Raw genomic sequence first — 16,982 nt, forward strand, 5'->3', positions numbered from 1 at the left:
TCCAGCCCACGGAGGATCGGATGATGGAGACGCGGCATGGGGAACGTCATCAACCTGAAACGTTTCAGGAAGCGCGCCGAGCGGGAAGCCACGGCGAAGCAGGCGGACGCCAACCGAACGAAGTTCGGCCGCACGAAGGCGGAACGGTCGGCGGAGCAGACGCGCGCGGACCAGGCGAAGGCACACCTGGACCAGCACCAGATCGATCGCGAGGAGCAGCCATGAAGTCGCCCGTCGTGAAAAGGTCGATCGTCGTCGCCGGCCACAAGACCAGCGTCAGCCTGGAAGAGGCGTTCTGGAACGGCATGAAGGAGATCTCGGGCCTGCGCAACATGACGCTGTCCGAGCTGGTCGGCGAGATCGACGGCAACCGCCAGCAGGGCAATCTGTCCTCGGCGATCCGCCTGTTCGTGCTCGACTACTTCAAGAGCCGCGCCATGGCCGACATCCAGTCGGAAAAGGTCCCGGCGCAGTAGCCGCCCTGGCGCCGATTCCCCTCCGTCACGAAGCTGCTACTTTAAAATAACTCTAAGATGCAGCTTCCGCGAGCCAGCGCGCTTGACCTCGATGCCCTGCGTTGAAAATACAGGGGCATGACCGACATCCATGATACGCGTCCGCACATGCCGCTGGGTCTGGCCCAGCGCGGCTATACCGGCGTCATCCAGCACCTTTCTGCCAAGGACGCCGGCTCGGCGCTCTCGGACATCGAACTCGAGAGCCGGCTGATCGAGCTCGGCTTCGTCGAAGGCGCCCGGGTCGAGGTCTTGCACGAGGGGCTGGTCGGGCGCGACCCGATCGCCGTACGGGTCGACAGCATCACGATCGCGGTGCGCCGTCGCGAAGCCATGGCCATTATCGTCGCCTGAAGCGACCGGATCCCAATTCCATGGAATTGCCCCAACTTCATCTCGCCCTGGTGGGCACGCCAAACAGCGGCAAGACCTCGCTGTTCAATGCGCTGACCGGCAGCCGGCAGAAGGTCGCGAACTATCCCGGCGTCACCGTCGAGCGCAAGGAAGGCTTTTTTGTCACCCCTCTGGGGCGCCAGGTCTCGGTGGTCGACCTGCCCGGCACCTATTCCCTGCGCGGCCGCAGCCCGGACGAGGAGATCACCCGCGACTTCGTGCTCGGCAAGGCCTCCGGCGAGACCGCGCCCGACCTCATCCTGTGCGTGGCCGATTCCACCAATCTGCGGCTGACCATCCGCCTGCTGCTGGAGCTCAAGCGCACCGGCCGGCCGATGGTCCTCGTGCTCAACATGTTCGATATCGCCAGCCGCCGCGGCATCACTGTCGACGTCGAGCGGCTCGCCAACGAGCTTGGCGTGCCCGTGGTCACCTCGATCGCGGTGCGCAAGGGCGGCACGGCCGACCTGCTGGCGCTGACGGACGAGATTTCGGCAAAGCTCGCCGCCGCGCCGGGGGAGAACATCTGGCGTGTGCTCAGCGTGGCCGAACTGCGCTCCACCCAGCGCGAGGCCGACCGCATCATCGCCGATTGCGTCAGCCTGCCGAGCCGGCCCGACACCTGGACGGCGCGGATCGACGCGATCGTGCTGCACCCCGTCGGCGGGCTGATCGTGCTCGCGGCTATCCTGTTCGTGATGTTCCAGGCGGTGTTCGCCTGGGCCCAGCCGCTGATGGAGCTGCTCAACTCGGGCTTCGACTCGCTCGGCGAGTTCGTGCACGCCACCCTGCCCGCCGGCCTGCTGCAGAGCTTCCTTCAGAACGGCGTGATCTCGGGCGTCGGCAGCGTGATTGTGTTTCTGCCGCAGATCATCATCATCTTCCTGTTCATCCTGCTGCTGGAAGATTTCGGCTACATGGCGCGCGCCGCGTTCCTGATGGACCGCATCATGGGCGGCGCCGGCCTGCACGGCCGCGCCTTCATTCCGCTGCTGTCGAGCTTCGCCTGCGCCATCCCCGGTATCATGGCGACGCGCGTCATCGACAACAAGCGCGATCGGCTGACCACGATCCTGATCGCGCCGCTGATGACCTGCTCCGCGCGCATTCCGGTCTACACGCTGATCATCTCCGCCTTCATTCCGGCAAAGGACGTCTGGGGCTTCATCAACCTCCAGGGCCTCGTGATGTTCGGGCTCTACGCCGCCGGCATCATCAGCGCGCTTGCCGTCTCGTTCCTCATCAAATTCTTCATGCTGCGCGACTATGCGCCAGCGCCGTTCATGCTGGAGCTGCCCGACTACAAAATGCCGCGGCTGAAATCGATCGCGATCGGCGTCTATACGCGGGCCAAGATGTTCCTGCACCGTGCCGGCACCACGATCTTCTCGATGATGGTGCTGATCTGGTTCCTGGCCTCGTTCCCGCAGCCGCCCGCTGGCGCAACCGAACCGGCGATCGACTTCAGCCTGGCCGCGATCATCGGCAAGGCGCTTGCGCCGCTGCTCGCGCCGGTCGGCTTCAACTGGCAGATCGCGGTGGCGCTGATCCCGGGCATGGCGGCACGCGAGGTCGCGGTCGCCGCGCTCGGCACCGTTTATGCGATCGAAGGCGGCAAGGAAGCGGCCGAGCAGATTGGCCAGGTGCTGGCGACAAAATGGTCGCTCGCGACCGCGCTGTCGATGCTGGCCTGGTACATCTTCGCCCCGCAATGCGCCTCGACGCTGGCCGTGATCCGACGCGAGACCGGAAGCTGGACCTGGATGGCCGTCACCTTCGCCTACATGCTGGTGCTGGCCTATGCGGCGAGCCTTCTGACCTACAATGTCGCGGTCGCGTTCGGGGCAGGGTAGCCCCACTCGAAACAAAAAGCGCGAAAACAACCCCATGCACAGTAGACCGACGCTGTGAGATCAATAGGTTACGCGTGCGTGAAAATCGTCCGACCGCAGCCGGGATAGAGCCCGCACAATCCGGACTTACCAGCTGTTCGCCGGTTGTCCCGTCGGGCAAAACAGGAGCATGATGGCATGGTCCGAGAATTGGCGAGACGCTCCGTGACGGCAGGACACGCCGGCGTGGCAGGCCTTCTCAGCCGCTCGCCTGTGTCGCCGGGAACGACGCGGTGAACACCGTTTCATCCCGCACCGACGACGCGACGATCAACCCGCCATGGGCGCGCGCGATCTCCTGGGCAATGTACAGTCCGAGCCCAAGCCCTTTCTGGTTCGGCAGAACGTCGCCACGATCGAACGCAGTGAAAAGGCGCGGCATCGCCTCCGCCGGAATTGGCGCACCTTTGTTGACAATGCTGATGTCGAAGCCAGATCCGGTCGTTTGCGCCAGCACCCTGATCGGCTCGTTGGCCGCTCCATAGGAAATCGCGTTGCCGAGAAGATTGGACAGCATCTGACCTATGCGGCCGGCGTCGATTCTCACAGTCCCCGGAATGTTGATGACCGTTTCGATAACGCGATCCGGATGCACGTTCTCGAACTCTGCGACAATCTGCTTGATGACAGGCTCGAGTGCCTGTTCTCTCAGCTCGAGCTGCATCCCGGCACCGAGCCGCGTGCGGGCGAGGTCCATGACATTGTCGATCAGACCCGCCATCCGGGCCACGCTTCCTTGCAGAAGGTTGATCCAGTTCTGCCCCTCTTCATCGACCTTCTTGTTCAGAAGGCGCAGGCCGCCCTGGATCGCGGCAAGAGGGTTTCTGAGGTCGTGACCGAGCACGGCGATAAACTGCTCGCGCAGTTCGGCATTCTGTCGTTCCAGCGCCAGCCTGTTCTCGATCAGTTCGACGCGGTCGCCCGCGTCGAGGTGAGACGCGATCAGCTCGGCAAAAAGCTTGAACATCCCGATGACTTCGGGGGTCCGAAGCTTGCGCGGCTTCGGATCGATCGCGCAAAGAGTCCCGAAGAATGAACCGTCGGGAAGGATGATCGGCACGGAGATGTAGCTTTGGAAGCCATATTGCGCGGGCGTGTGATGCTTGAAGTACCCGGCATCTTCGCTGACATTCTCGATGACGACCGCCTCACGGCTCTGCCGGATCTCATGGCAGATCGTGGTCTCGACCTTGAGCTCGTCACCGGGTTTCAGCCCGAACGCAAGTTCGTCACGCGAGGCACAGGTGATCCACCTGTCCTCCGTGACGCGGGCAACGGCCGTAAATCCCATGCCGGTGGTCCGGCTGACCACGTCCAGGATGGTCGAGACCGCAGCGATTCCGCTGACCTTGGCTATGTCGCGCTCGAAATCCATTGCCGCTCCGCGTCGGAACATTCGCCCCGGGGCGACCGTCACCCCAACCAAAGCGCGTCCTTGCAACATTGAAAGCACTGCCAGCCAGGTTATTCCACGTCAATGTTGCTCGACGCCCCACCGTGGAAGCGGCTATCTGTTCCTATGGAACATTTCAGCACGGGGAGACTGACCGCCGAGAGGCTTCGTGAAGATCACCTGGCCGACCTCGTCGCATTGCATCGCGATGCCGAGGTATCCCGATATCTCGGCGGCGTGCGCCCGGCGGAGACGACCAGGATCTATCTCGGCGCCAACATGGAGCATTGGGACCAGCATGGTTTTGGGCTCTGGGTGCTGCGAACCAAAGACGGGGCATTCGCCGGACGGGCGGGCATCCGGCACATTCTGGTGGATGATATCGACGAGATCGAGATTGCCTACGCATTCAAGCGCGAATTCTGGGGCCGTGGACTTGCAAGCGAGACCGCGATCGCGCTGACGGATATTGGACTGTTACACCACGAGCTGCCGTCCCTCATCGGCCTGGTCTATGTCGGCAATGGCGCATCGTGCCGCGTGCTGGAGAAGTCCAACTATCTCCTCGAGCGAAGCACAATCCGGCACGGCGAAGACGTCGTGATCTACCGCATCCGGCGGTGAGACCCGGCCTGGAGATCACTCGGTGCGCAGTCGGACAACCGATTGAGGCAGAGACGCGAGAAACGCGCCGCTATGACCGAACCCGTCCAGGATCAAGCTGGCTTATGAGCCAGCACCGTTCCGATCCGCTCCTTTTTAAGCGCAAACTGTGCCGCCAATGCGAGGCCGAATGCCAAACAAAACGTCGTACCGGCCGCAATGAAGCGCAGCTTATTGGTTTCCCAGATCGCACCCTCCTGTGCCACCAGCGACAGCAAGGGCGGAAGAAGCAAAAACACATTGGTTGCCGCAAAGCCGAAGCAATTGAACAGTCGCCACGCTACCGTTCGTAGGGAATTATCGATGTCCGGCAAATCGGAGCAGCTCTGCCTGTCGAGATAGTACGAAATATAAACGGTCACGAGCGCGGGCCCGAGCCCCCACCGCAACATCGCATAGTAAAGACTGACAACAGACATTTCCCGCAGATTCCCCTCTCCAAAGTAATGGACGGCCACCGTCAGACCGGCGGGCCCTACGACCAGCGCGACCAGAAAACTCCAGCAATAGGTGGTGAGGTGCGACGGATCTGAATGGCTTCCCAGCGAAGAAATCGCAAATCGAAGCAAAAGAACGACGACGATCGCCAATCCATAATTGCAAAGTGAATACATGACCCATGCCATCGAGCGATTAGGGTCTTGCGCCAAAACAATACCCTTGCCTTGCAGCACGTCATAAACGACGGCCGAAATGGCCACGCCCAGATAGACGGAACAGATCAGTGCAATAATATAGACAATCCAGTACCGTAAGGGATCGTCGTGAACAGGAGCATCAATTTCGATGCCGAATTTGTTGGCCTCATTGCGCAGGTCAATTCGAGAGCCGTTGCGGTAGATCAGGTAGCACGCAACAAGACGGGCAAATCGATTGTAGAGCTCTTTGATCAATTGCGTGGCCTGGGGCGCAGCGAGGCCCGTTAGCACGCCGGCCTTCCACTGGCTCATTGTCGGCGACGTCAGCTGAAAGTCTGCCATGAGCTTGTCGAAACCAAAGCTGTCCTCGGTAAAGAAGGTGGCGTCATCGCCAGCTTCGTGCCCCTGCGTCAGCCACCATTTCATGTAGCAAATTTCCGCCCACATTCGATCCGGGGTATTGGGATCCTTGCGGAAGTCCTGATCCACGATCTCCGGCGAATTCGCAACGACTTCCGAGACCGCATTCTCTGGCACGCGCAGCGAAAAGCGGATTTGCGCCATGATCTGCTTCGCGAGTTGAGGCACGCTGATCCAACTCTGGATCACGTCGCGGACCATCAGCAGGACGTTCCACTGAGCCTCCTTTGTAAGGAGGAACAAATACACGGCCCCCATTGCGGCGATCACGGTCAGGTAGGGCGCAGACTGACCTTTCGCAGCCTGTATGACGGCGTCCGGAATCGCAGGGACCAATGGCGCCAAGGCAATGACGTCCCGGTTCTCGTGGATGAGAAGAAGGAAAAAGCAGCATGAGAATATGACAAAGATGAAACCGCCCAATCGATACTGCTGTCGGGTCGTCATGTATCTCGGGAAAGTCGGTACTTCGGCAATGGTCACGGCACGGCCAAAGGCTTGCCAAGCCAATCGGGCCGCCACGACCAAACCCAACAAGGTGATGGACCAGCGCACCAACGAAGGAAGGAGTTCGGACGCGGTGTCGCCGAACTGATCGGCGGAGGCTTGTGTCGATACCAATATGGAAATGACAATTCCCAACACGATGCTAGCCATTGCCAGAACTCCCTCTTGAGCGAGATAGTTCGAACGGGCCGCTCTACGCGGAATTTGAGCAAACCGTAAATCCGGCGCGTCGGCGTGTGTGTGAACTAATTCACATCCTCTGGGAGTTTTTGTGCAACTCTCTCGGGCGAGAGGCACAATGCCTTGTCCGCAAGACCCCGACATCTCAACCAGGCGAGCCGGAAAATCCGGTGCGGCCGGGATTGCCGTCACCTCGGCGGAGCGCTGATCTCCGTCGGCATGACAGCGGCCTGCCTGAATGGCGAAGCCAACGTCTTCGAGATCAATTCGAATGATGATTGGTACAGTTTGTCAGCCGGCTATTCCAATGTTGCAGGCACGCGATCCCTTGTCCTGCGCTCGGCCCGTTAGCGCGGGCCGCCGTGTCCATCCTCCGGATCGCTCTCCGGCTCGCGGATCAGCACCGCGGGTTCGTCATAGCCTTTGCGGCTGCTGTAAAACACCAGCGCCATCAGGCCGATGCCGACGACCAGCGAGAACACGACGCCGAGCACCAGCGCAACATAGCCCGACGCCGGCACGCCGTTATCGGTGCTGGTCCAGCCGAGATAGCCGAGAACGCACGCGGCGACGAGCAACGCGCACAGCACCGCGATGACCAACCATCTCGCGAGCTTGCCCTCTCGCGGGCTGGACGTCTCGGTTGCCGGTTGCTCATTGGTGCTGTTCATGGAGCTCTCCTCAAGCGTGGCCGCATTATGTTACGGCACAGTGGCCTTGGTCGCAATCGCATGCAGGGCCGCCGTCATCGCGGCTACCGCAGCCTTGGCCGGCTCGCCGGCGCCGTGACGCCCAGCGAGATAGGCCGGATCGTTGTAGGACAGCCAGGTCGCACCTTGCTCGTCCTGCCAGACCAGTGCCTTCAGCGGAAGGTCGATGCCAGCGGTCTGCGCCTGCTGCATCAACGGCGTGCCGCCCTTGGCGTTGCCGAAGATCAGCAGATCGGTCGGGCGCAATGTCAGCCCGACAGCGGCAGCGCCCGCGGCGTGATCGACATGGGCAAACACCGCGAGGCCTTTGGCTTTCACCTCTGTCTCGAGCCGCTTCATGGTGTCCTCCGGTCCAAAACTGCTCTTGATGGTGATGAGTCCGTCTGCGGCCATTGCTTGTGTCTCCGATAAACATGACGCTGCGACCAGAGCGATGATCCCGATCAGTGCCGAAAGCTTCATGACCGCTCGCTTACTTCTTGCGGAATAGTTTCGCCGGGTCGAACTCCGGTTCCGGAATGAAGCCGTCGCGATTGGGCATCTTGATCTTCGGCAGGCTTTCCTTGTCGACCTTGCTGTCCGCTGGAATGATGCCGTTGAGGCTCAGCATGTAAGCGGTGACGGCGTAGGTTTCGTCCGTGCTGAGCGAGCCGGGCGTCGGATACGGCATGGCGCGATGGATGTAGTCGAACAAGGTCGTCGCATAGGGCCAGAAGCTGCCGACCGTCTTGACCGGCATGTTGGAGGTGAGCGTGCCCTGTCCGCCAGCGAGGCGATCCTTGATGCCGCCCTGGCCATTGTCGCCATGACAGGCCGCACAATTGTCGGCGAATATCTGCTTGCCTGGCGCCACCGCGCCGCTGCCGTCCGGAAGCCCCTTGCCGTCAGGTCCGACATCAATGTCCCACAGCTTGATCTCCTCCGGCATCGCTGGACGGCCGAAATCGAACCCCAGCGCGGGTGCCGCGAGCAGGCCCAGGGTGAGCGCGACTGCGAGAAACAGCTTGCTATGCGAGGACATTGCGGACCCTCCCGGCCTCGTCGATGCTCCAGGTCTGCTGGGCGTTGTAATGAAACAGCGCGTTAGTCCCCATCGCGGCGATGAAGGACTGCCGGTCCGGTTGAACATTGCCCTGGTCGTCAGTCGAACGGCTCACGATCTTGGTCGGTTTGCCGTCCCACGCCCAATCCATCTGGAACCGGACCTGGGCCTTGGACAACACCGGCTGGCTCAATTGCGCGGGCATCCACGTCTTCGCCCCATCGGTCGAGAATTTCGACCTTGGCGATCTTGCCATGGCCGCTCCAGGCAAGACCCGATATGCGATTGTAACCCGGCTGGATCTGCATCATCCCCGAGGGGTGCGTGATGACGGAGTTGGTCTCCATCCTCAGCTGAAACTGCCGCGCCTTACCGTTCGCAAGCAGCTGTGTGTAACGCGCCGTCTCCCAACGCGTCATCCACGGTTCGTTGCCGAACTTGAGCCGGCGCAGCCATTTGATGTTGAGATTGCCCTCGAAGCCGGGCATCACCAGCCGCATCGGAAAGCCATGCGCGGGCCGCAACGGCTCCCCGTTCTGCCCGTAGGCGACGAAGGCCTCGTTCACGATCTCTTCGGTGAGCGGAATGCTGCGGTCGACGCCCGCGCCGTCGCCGCCCTCCGCGAGCATCCAGTTCGAGCTCTTGTCCTTGGCTACGAGATCGATCAGGAATTTGAGCGGCACGCCGGTCCATTCATTGGTGCTGACGAGGCCATGCGTGTTCTGCACCGTCACATCGGGATCGGCCTTTTTCCAGTTTTCCCATCCGTTGCCAGTGCATTCGATAAAAACGATCCGCGTGACCGACGGCATCCGCTTGAGATCGTCGACGCTGAAAACCAGCGGCTTCCGAATCATGCCGTGGATGAGAAGCCGGTGCTGCGCAGGATCGATATCGGGGACGCCGGAATGGCTGCGTTCGTAATGCAAATCGGTTGGTGTGATGTTTCCGACCAGCTTCTGATGTGGCGTCTTGGAGTTGATGGCATCGCCCGGGTCGATGTTGCGCTTGCCCGGCGTGGATTCGGGGATGCGATCGATCTTGGCGAACCGGGACCGCTCGCTGTGAGCGCTCAGATCGGCGCCGGGCCCGCGATCGGGCACATCGGCCAAGGTTTCGGCGCCAGCGGCCTCGGTCGCAACCGCACCCACGATACCGGCCGACAGGCCTGTCACGAAGCCGCGACGCGAAACGTTCGCGGCGCGCGGCAACAAGTCGATTGGCGTCCTGGACGTCATGCGATCTCCCCTTGATATGCGTGCTTTTTGGAAATCCCGGCCGCTCTCATGTCGTGATATTTGCCGAACGCCGCGAAGATTGCTCGTTAGGTTGTGTTAGAAGCCATGAGCACCAGCTCATTCGCTCCAAGATTGCCAGCTTTCCTATCTTGCCGACCCGGCGAGGACCTGGTGGCGATCATTATTCCGATCGAGCAAAGCCATGTTATTTCCCGCGAATGACTTGACGCGCGTAGGTTAGATGCGCTTTGCCGCTCCGTGGAATGGCCGGGCGGCTCGGAGTCATGTCCGGGCGGATCAAGGGGTGACGGATGTCGGAGGCGGACGCAGCGGACTTGTTGAAAGCGGTGGTGCCGCTATTCAGAATCCGCCCTGTGTTCGAGGATTCCTGCAGATTTGGCGGCATCTGGGAGTCGTTACACGCGCCGAACGGCAAGGGATGGGCGCAATTCCACATGGTCACGCGCGGCTCCTGCACGGTCGAGAGGCCTGGCCTGGGCTCGCAGCGGCTCGAAGCGGGTGACATCCTCCTCCTGCCGCATGGCGACAGTCACGCGGTCCGAAGCCAGATCGCAGGCGCTGTCGGACAGATATCGACCGAGGTCAAAAACGGCGTCCGCCAGCGAGCGACGGTCGACGCTGACGCCGATACCGAACTCCTGTGTGGCCGGTTCCTGTTCGAAACGTCGGACCGGAACCCCTTGATCGCAGCTCTTCCCGACGAAATCATTGTCCGCACGGCGGGCGAGCCGCATCTGGAAAGGTTTCGGCACCTGTTCATCGACATTCGTGACGAGCTGGATGCAGGAAGGGTTGGCTCGGAGGTGGTCGCGGCCGACCTCGCAAGGGCGCTGTTCGTCATGATCCTCCGCGACCATCTCGCCGACGATGCTTCCGGGAAGAGTACGGTGTCGCTCTTGCGGGACCGCATAACGGCTCGTGTCGTGTCGGCGATCCTCAACGATCTCGCCCGGGACTGGACGCTCGACGAGATGGCGGCGGTCGCGATCTCCTCGCGCGCGAGTTTGGTGCGCGCCTTTCGGAAGCGCGCAGGCATTGCTCCAATGACGTTCCTCGCCGATTTGAGATTGACGATCGCGCGCCAACGGTTGGCCGGCACCTCTGATCCGATTGCGAAAATCGCGGGCGAGGTCGGCTATGCATCCGAAGGCGCGCTGAGCAAAGCCATCATGCGCAGATACGGCATGCGGCCCGGCGCTCTGAGAATGGCGCAGCCGGGCGAAGCGCGATCCGTCACGGCGAAGACGTCGTGATCGACCGGAGAGAGGCCGCCTGACGCTTCAGCCGGTGCGCAGACGGACAACCGATTGCGGCAGAGAGGCGAGAAACAACACCGCGCAGACGCACAGCAGGACGATGTCCTTGAACAGAAACTCGCCGGTCAGATTCCACGCCATCGGATCGAACGAAAGGCTCCATTTGACGACATCAGGCGTCGTGAAGAAGAACGACCACGTGATCGCGAAGGTCACCATGCCCATGAACGAGCCGAGGGCGGACAGGACCGGGCTGAAGCTGCCTGCCGCGAGCAGCCCCGCGATCACGAATTCGGCGACACCGAGGAAATATGCCTCTCCCCTCAAGCCGAACACCGACAGCCAGGAGATGATCGGGCTGTTGCTGATGAACTGAGCGATGCCCTGCGCGGATTGCGGCGTGAATTTCTGCATTCCAAACGAAACGAATATGATCACCATGACCCAGCGGAGAATGGCGAGGGGACGATAGGAACCGCCTCCATTCTCAGCGACATTGAATTTCTTCATCCGACCATGTCTCCCCGGTTGCACATCCATCAGCTCTGCGAGAATACGTTCGCTGAAGGCTGTACGAAGGGCAGCTTCCGTCGTTACCCATGTCGGCAGGTTCCGGAGATCACAGATGCGTGCGATGCGCGTGTCCGCGCGGCCTACGGCTAACGCCGCCGTCGGCGCATTGATGTGCCATTGGGCATCTGCGGCGTCTTACCTGAAATACCCCAGCACCAGATCGACATCCGCGCTGCCCGCGACCGTACCGTTCAGCTCGGCGTCGATGACGCGGCGGCAGGCTTCGATCGCGGCGTGGTCGCCCAGATCGTTGGCGGCTTCCAGCACGAGCCAGGCGGCGTCGACCGAGGCCTGGTCCGATGCTCCGCCGGCATCGGCGTTGAGGTTCGTCTTGCGAACGGCGGTGCCGAATTGAGGTAACATTGCAGATACTCCCTCTCGCTCAGTGCACCTGGAGCTCGGGCTGACGGCCCGCTTCGGTGCCGGCGCTGTTCTTGCGCGACTGATAGCACTTCAAAACGCTGCGTGATGTCTCGATCTTGAGCTTGCCGAAATCGCGCTCGCTGTCGTGAAGCTCACGCGCCGTGATCAGATGATCCTTGGCGCCGAGGAACAGCAGCGACATGGTCGTGTCCCAGGAGAAGTCGAGCGCCTTGCACAGCACCAGGATCATCTCGCGATTGCGGTCCATCATCGCACGCTCGATCACGTCGACCGGCAGCGACGACAACAGTGACAGGCCGATCTGCACCTCGTCGAACCGGTGCTGGCGCGCGTAGTTCGAGATCGAGTCCTGGTTGAGGTTGCCCTGCCGGTACTGCGTCGTCACCACGCGCTTGGCGACGAAATAGCTGCGCGAGGACGGACCGAACTTCGACTGCAGGTCGCCGGTGACCCCTGTCACCGAGCTCTGGATCTGCGCCATCATCTCGGGCCGCTCGGTCTCGAGCCGGTGGCGGACGTCTTCCGATGCCTTCGAGATGAGCTGCTGGAAGATGTGGCGCGGCACGTCCTTGCGCAGGCCAAGCTGCTCGGCAAGAATCGAGTCGCCCTCGGCGCGGCGGACCATGTGGAGCAGGCCCGAACCGGAGAAGCGCGCGCCCTCGTTCCTGGCAACCGACGTCACGACCGCCTGGTCGCCGCGCTTGACCAGCACGTCGGTGACGGCCTCGCCGATCGATTTGCGCTGAGCGATCGCGAGCAGGTGCGACTGGCCTTTGGTCATGGCGCTCTCGACCAGCATCTTCTCGTCGATGCGCGTGGAGTCGCGCAGCACGGGACCGGCGACGGCGATCTCGTCGTCGAGGGCGAGCTTCTCGATGACGTTGAGCGGGGCGTGATCGCACGCCGACATCAACTCCGAGAGCTGCACGCGCGCGGCGACCTCGATCTCGTCGGCGAGCCGGCCGATCACCTCGCCGAACGTGCTGATCTCGTCGTCGCTGTAGCGGCCGGTGATCAGAATGTCGGTCGCATGCCACAACGCCTTCGTCCGGCTTTCGTCGGAGCCGCGCGCGATCGCGTCGTCCAGATCCTGCAGAAGTGTTGTCGCCCCGTTCATCTCGATATCCCCAGTTCTTGGCGAACCGTCCCGCCTGTGCTGGCGCGACGCCGAATTCCTCTGGGAGCCAGACTAGGGAACAAACGCGCAAATCCGGTAAAATCGGCAGAGCAGTTTTGCCGAGCAAAATTCATTAAAATGCGAGGGAATAGGCTAACCTCGGGGCATCAGCGAAAGTGCGCACCCTCTCCCGCTTGCGGGAGAGGGTTGGGGTGAGGGTGTCTCAACAAAGAGAGTCTCACAGTGGAGAGAGCCCCCACCCGCGCCTTCGGCGCGACCTCCCCCGCAAGCGGGAGAGGTTAAGGGCGCCCGCGCCTCGATCTCGCCAGACCAACTTCGCTCGTTACGGATTCGACGGCGTCAGAACCAGCGGCGGCTTTGGCCTGGGCTTTGCGGGCGGCGGGCCCGGGGCCGGCCGCACGTCGATCGGCGGGGGCAACGGTGCGATCTGCTGGCTTGCAAGCGGCGGGCTCGGCGCTGCGGGAGCTGCCTGCGGCGCCTTCGGCGTCGGCGTGACCCTGATATCGACCTTGGGCTTCGGCGACGGTGCACGGCGCGGATCGCGGCCGGGCATCGGTACGTCCAGCAGCGACGGCTCCGGCGCCGGGTCTGGCGAGACCAGTGTCGGCAGCGCGGCGGTTGCCGGCGGCGGCTCGCCGCGCTCGATCGCGTCCAGGCGCCGCGTTTCGCGGTCGATCATGCGCACCGCCAGCCATGACGACAGCGGCCCGAGATCGACGGTGCGGCTGAGCCTGTCCGGCGGACCTGCCGCGAACAGCTGGATCTCCGGCGGCGCGCCGGACAGCCCGGTCATGATCGGCGTCAGGCTGGCGCGGATGTCGGCCTGGTCGGCGGGGATGTCGTAGCCGCCGGAGACAATGGCACGCGCGTTCTTCGCCTCTAACGACGTGGCACCGATGCGCAGGCGTCCGTCGCGGATCGTGAACGGGAACTGCGCCGAGGCCACTGCGATCGGGCCTGCCGACAGCGCGGGCTCGACCAGCTGCCGCAATCGATTGTCGTCGGCAACCTGCCCGCCATCGCTGGCCCGGATGGCAATCTCGAAGGCGCGGGGATTGAGGCCGGCGATCTCGGCGGACTCGAGCGTCACCGTGCCATTGCCGGCGAGCGCGCCGGTCAAGGCCGCGACACTGCGGCCCTGGCTGGTCAGCGCCATCTGCGCCGAGGCGCGTCCCTTCGGCAGCGCGAGGTCGCGATAGCGCAGCACCGCCGCATCGACATTGCCGAGCTCGATACGCGCGTTCAACGTCAGACCATTGGCGCCATTGCGCGCATCCAGGTTCGCCGATATCTCGCCGCCGCCGACGCCGCCCTTGAGCGCATCGAGCGCGAGCGACTGACCGTCGCTTCGGATCGTACCGCCAAAGGGGCGCAGCTCGATGCCGCCGGGCAATGTGCCGCGCAAGGCCTGAAAAGCGATGCGGCCGCGCCAGCCACCGAGGAGCCCCGCACTCAAGGGATCGCCGCCATCGTGGCCGGCCGCGCCGATGGCCATCGCGAGCGCGGGCACGAGGTCGAGCGTGTCCAGCCCGACTTCGCCATCGACGCTCTTCTCCTGATCGAGCGTCACCGCCAGATGACCGCGCAGATGCGAGCCGACCGCGCTGCTGTCGAGATCGTCGAAGGTCAGCCGGCTGCCGGAGAAGCCGACGCGCGAGGACAGGTTGACGGTCTGGACCGATTTATCGGCCGGGCTGGTCCCGAACAGCGGGGCCAGATTGGCATTGCGCACGCGCAAATTCACGCTGCCTTTCGGCTCCGACAATTCGACGCTGCCTTGTGCGTCCGCGTCCAGCCCGCCGCCGCTGAGCTTTGCGTTCAATTGCAGCTGATGGCGCCACGCGCCGCTCAAGCGGCCTTCGAACCGGGAAGCGCCCTCGCCTGCGGCCACCACGCGGTCGAGCCCGAGCAAGCCCAGCAATGCACCAGCCTGCGGTGTCGAGACTTTCGTGTCCAGCGTGAAGTCGCTGTTGCGCAAGCGGTCGATATCGATGCCGTTGACGGCCGCTACGGGCATTTGCGCGGCCAGCGTCGCGGTGGCCTTGAGCTGCGGCGCGTCGAGGTCGAGTACGACGCGCGCGTCGTTGCGATCGGCATGCTCGGCGTTCTTGTCGAGGCTGAGGTCGAGCTTGAGGCGCGTGGCGCCGGGCAATGACGGAATGGCGTCGAAGCGCGCGCGCACCGAAGGCGCAAACGGCTCGAGCAGCTCCGTGAGCTCGCGCAGCGAATTGCCGGAGGATTTCAGCGCGAACTTGCCCGTGGCCTTGGCGCGGTCGAAGCTGCCGCTCGCTTCCGTGGTCACACCGCTGGCCTGGCCGAACCGCAACTGCTCCAACGACAGCGCCGCCGGACCGTAGCCGAGCTTCGCCGCAAACGGCCGCAACTCCTGGCCCGCAGAGATCGCGCGGCCGATATCGAGCGAAAGCTTCGCTTCCTCCGGCCATTCTCCTTGCGGCCCCGCGAGCGCGCGGACAAAACTCGCGACAGCGTCGAGATCGAGACGGTCGGCCTTGAGGTCGGCATCGATCCGCGAGCCCTTGCTCGCGCCGGTCTGAACGAAGGCGATACGGCCTTCGACCGCGCCGCCCTCGATCTCGGCCTTCAGCCTGTCGATGGCGAAATGGTTGGCGGCGATGGTCACGTCTCCGGCAAGACGCAGCGGCCGCGTGCTGCGGCGGTTGACCTCGCTGCGGCCTTGGAGCCAGGCCACCAGCGTATCGGGATCGGAGGAATCGACGCTGAGACGGCCGCTGAAGCTGTCGGCGCCGGGCGTCGCGCCGTTGAGCGAGAGCTGCGTCATGCCCGGCGCGCGCAGCTCAAGCCGCTGGAAGGTCCAGGACCTTCCGTCGGTCTGAAGCTCGGCCGTGATGTTCTGGAGCGGACGGCCGCCGAGCATGATCTGGTCGGAGTTGAACTCGATCTGCGTCGGGATCGGCGCCTGCGGGATTGCGGCTAGCCCTGCGCGGAGCGCCGGGAGGATGCGCTGCGGCTCGTTAGCGTCCTTCGCCGTGAGCTTGTCGGCATCGACCTGGCGCGCCGACAGCACCGCACGCAGCAGCGGCGAAGCGCCGAACTTGATATCGCCGACGCCGCCGAGCTTCAACGCGGTGTCTTCGGGGCCCGAAGCTGGCATCGACCTGCTCGAACTTGGCGCCGGCCGGATCGGCCTTGAGTTTTGTCGTGAGCTTCCAGGGCATCGGCCCCGCTTCGCCCGGCTTCTTCGCCGCGGGTACGGCGAGCGTCAGCGCACCGTCGAATTTCGGAAGGCGATTGTCGAAGGCGAGCACGCCTTCGAGATCGGCCAGGATGGCGCGCTCGCCGGGATCGATGTTGAGGTGAAGGCGGGTGGCGTTGCCGTCGGCGCTCGGGCCGGAGGAGACGCGGAACGGATAGCGCACCCCGGTGGCGGTGAAACTGCCGTCGCCGCGGACCGAGCCGGCCAGCGAGCGCACGTCGCCGGAGAAGGTGATGTCGCTCAGCTCCAGCGTCGAACGGCTGGCGGCATCATGCAGGGCGATGCGGCCGGTGAGGTTCAGCCGCTCGATCGCCAGCGAGGCCAGATTGAAGCTGCCGCTCGCGACCGATGGCAAATCGACCCGCCCGCGCGCGTCGAGGCCGAGATCGACCGCCATACCGTTGACCGTAAGCTCGGTGGCGCGCCATTCGCCGCGCATCAGGGAGCTCAGGCTGAACTCGACGTCGAGCTTGTCGGCGCGCAGGCGGCCGAGATCGTTGTTGCCGCCAAAGGTGACCGCGCGCAGCCGCAGCGTCGGCGCCGGCAAGAGCCGCGCGTCGAGTTCGCCCGCCACCCGCACCGGAACGCCGATGATCCTGCCAGCCTCCGCCTCGAACTGGGGCCTGAACTGGTTCCAGTCGACGAAGTAAGGCCCGATCAGAGCGGCCAGCAGCGCTAGAATAAAGGCAATCGCCAATCCGAGCAGCGTCGTCTGCACGGGTCTCCCCTCGGCCAAACCAGATGCGGGCCTTGCCTGAGCCTTAGGGCCTCAGACGTACCGGAA

General features: G+C 63.4%; 16 protein-coding genes and 1 pseudogene. 6 read left to right on the top strand and 11 right to left on the bottom strand.

Annotated features, from left to right (window positions below; genetic code table 11):
* The first annotated feature begins 36 nt into the window (after window positions 1–36).
* From ACVWW3_RS20140 to feoB, 4 genes are all read left to right on the top strand, one after another.
* On the top strand, window positions 37–225 hold the full coding sequence (locus ACVWW3_RS20140; RefSeq protein WP_247347585.1) for a DUF4169 family protein: 189 nt from the start codon (window positions 37–39) through the stop codon (window positions 223–225).
* Entirely contained in the window at window positions 222–476 is a 255-nt protein-coding gene (locus ACVWW3_RS20145; protein WP_456648899.1) for a ribbon-helix-helix domain-containing protein, read from the top strand. Before ACVWW3_RS20140 ends, ACVWW3_RS20145 begins: the two co-directional genes overlap by 4 nt.
* A gap of 117 nt (window positions 477–593) precedes the next feature.
* Window positions 594–869, top strand: a complete 276-nt coding sequence (locus ACVWW3_RS20150; protein WP_247347587.1) for a FeoA family protein — start codon at window positions 594–596, stop codon at window positions 867–869.
* Between the two features lie 20 nt (window positions 870–889).
* Window positions 890–2,761, top strand: a complete 1,872-nt coding sequence (gene feoB / locus ACVWW3_RS20155) for a ferrous iron transporter B (protein WP_456648898.1) — start codon at window positions 890–892, stop codon at window positions 2,759–2,761.
* Window positions 2,762–2,999: 238 nt separating this feature from the next.
* Here the strand turns inward: feoB and ACVWW3_RS20160 are convergent, their stop codons facing one another.
* Window positions 3,000–4,244, bottom strand: coding sequence for a GAF domain-containing sensor histidine kinase (locus ACVWW3_RS20160; RefSeq protein ID WP_456672088.1), 1,245 nt, complete (start codon window positions 4,242–4,244; stop codon window positions 3,000–3,002).
* A 75-nt stretch (window positions 4,245–4,319) separates the two neighbouring features.
* Between ACVWW3_RS20160 and ACVWW3_RS20165 the strand changes: the two genes are divergently transcribed.
* Window positions 4,320–4,817: a GNAT family N-acetyltransferase gene (locus ACVWW3_RS20165; RefSeq protein ID WP_456648897.1), complete on the top strand. Its 498-nt coding sequence runs from the start codon at window positions 4,320–4,322 to the stop codon at window positions 4,815–4,817.
* Window positions 4,818–4,909: 92 nt separating this feature from the next.
* Here ACVWW3_RS20165 and ACVWW3_RS20170 read toward each other — a convergent pair whose 3' ends face one another.
* The 6 genes from ACVWW3_RS20170 to ACVWW3_RS20195 all read right to left on the bottom strand — a co-directional run bounded on the left by ACVWW3_RS20170 (window position 4,910) and on the right by ACVWW3_RS20195 (window position 9,591).
* Window positions 4,910–6,571: a hypothetical protein gene (locus ACVWW3_RS20170; RefSeq protein ID WP_456648896.1), complete on the bottom strand. Its 1,662-nt coding sequence runs from the start codon at window positions 6,569–6,571 to the stop codon at window positions 4,910–4,912.
* Window positions 6,572–6,948: 377 nt separating this feature from the next.
* Entirely contained in the window at window positions 6,949–7,272 is a 324-nt protein-coding gene (locus ACVWW3_RS20175; RefSeq protein WP_354051004.1) for a hypothetical protein, read from the bottom strand.
* Between the two features lie 30 nt (window positions 7,273–7,302).
* Window positions 7,303–7,773, bottom strand: a complete 471-nt coding sequence (locus ACVWW3_RS20180) for a DUF302 domain-containing protein (protein ID WP_456648895.1) — start codon at window positions 7,771–7,773, stop codon at window positions 7,303–7,305.
* Window positions 7,774–7,783: 10 nt separating this feature from the next.
* Entirely contained in the window at window positions 7,784–8,332 is a 549-nt protein-coding gene (locus tag ACVWW3_RS20185; protein ID WP_456672089.1) for a c-type cytochrome, read from the bottom strand.
* The gene (locus tag ACVWW3_RS20190; RefSeq protein ID WP_456672090.1) at window positions 8,319–8,468 is read right to left on the bottom strand and encodes a hypothetical protein; all 150 of its coding nucleotides are present in this window, start codon (window positions 8,466–8,468) and stop codon (window positions 8,319–8,321) included. The genes ACVWW3_RS20185 and ACVWW3_RS20190 overlap by 14 nt, the downstream gene beginning before the upstream one ends.
* Window positions 8,452–9,591 (bottom strand): molybdopterin-dependent oxidoreductase, encoded by a 1,140-nt coding sequence (locus tag ACVWW3_RS20195; protein ID WP_456672091.1) that lies wholly within the window; start codon window positions 9,589–9,591, stop codon window positions 8,452–8,454. The genes ACVWW3_RS20190 and ACVWW3_RS20195 overlap by 17 nt, the downstream gene beginning before the upstream one ends.
* A 311-nt stretch (window positions 9,592–9,902) precedes the next feature.
* On the opposite strand from ACVWW3_RS20195, the gene ACVWW3_RS20200 reads away from it, so the two are divergent.
* On the top strand, window positions 9,903–10,865 hold the full coding sequence (locus ACVWW3_RS20200; RefSeq protein ID WP_456648893.1) for a cupin domain-containing protein: 963 nt from the start codon (window positions 9,903–9,905) through the stop codon (window positions 10,863–10,865).
* A gap of 27 nt (window positions 10,866–10,892) precedes the next feature.
* On the opposite strand, the gene ACVWW3_RS20205 is transcribed toward ACVWW3_RS20200, so the two are convergent.
* The 4 genes and pseudogenes from ACVWW3_RS20205 to ACVWW3_RS20220 form a co-directional block, all read right to left on the bottom strand.
* Window positions 10,893–11,378 (bottom strand): YkgB family protein, encoded by a 486-nt coding sequence (locus ACVWW3_RS20205; RefSeq protein ID WP_456648892.1) that lies wholly within the window; start codon window positions 11,376–11,378, stop codon window positions 10,893–10,895.
* A gap of 198 nt (window positions 11,379–11,576) precedes the next feature.
* Window positions 11,577–11,804 (bottom strand): hypothetical protein, encoded by a 228-nt coding sequence (locus ACVWW3_RS20210; protein WP_456648891.1) that lies wholly within the window; start codon window positions 11,802–11,804, stop codon window positions 11,577–11,579.
* A gap of 19 nt (window positions 11,805–11,823) precedes the next feature.
* A complete protein-coding gene (locus tag ACVWW3_RS20215; RefSeq protein WP_456648890.1) occupies window positions 11,824–12,942 on the bottom strand; it encodes a DUF2336 domain-containing protein in 1,119 nt (372 codons plus the stop codon).
* Window positions 12,943–13,285: 343 nt separating this feature from the next.
* Window positions 13,286–16,916 (bottom strand): annotated as a pseudogene (locus ACVWW3_RS20220) (AsmA family protein).
* Window positions 16,917–16,982: the final 66 nt, after the last annotated feature.

Source organism: Bradyrhizobium sp. LM2.9 (genome assembly GCF_054056555.1).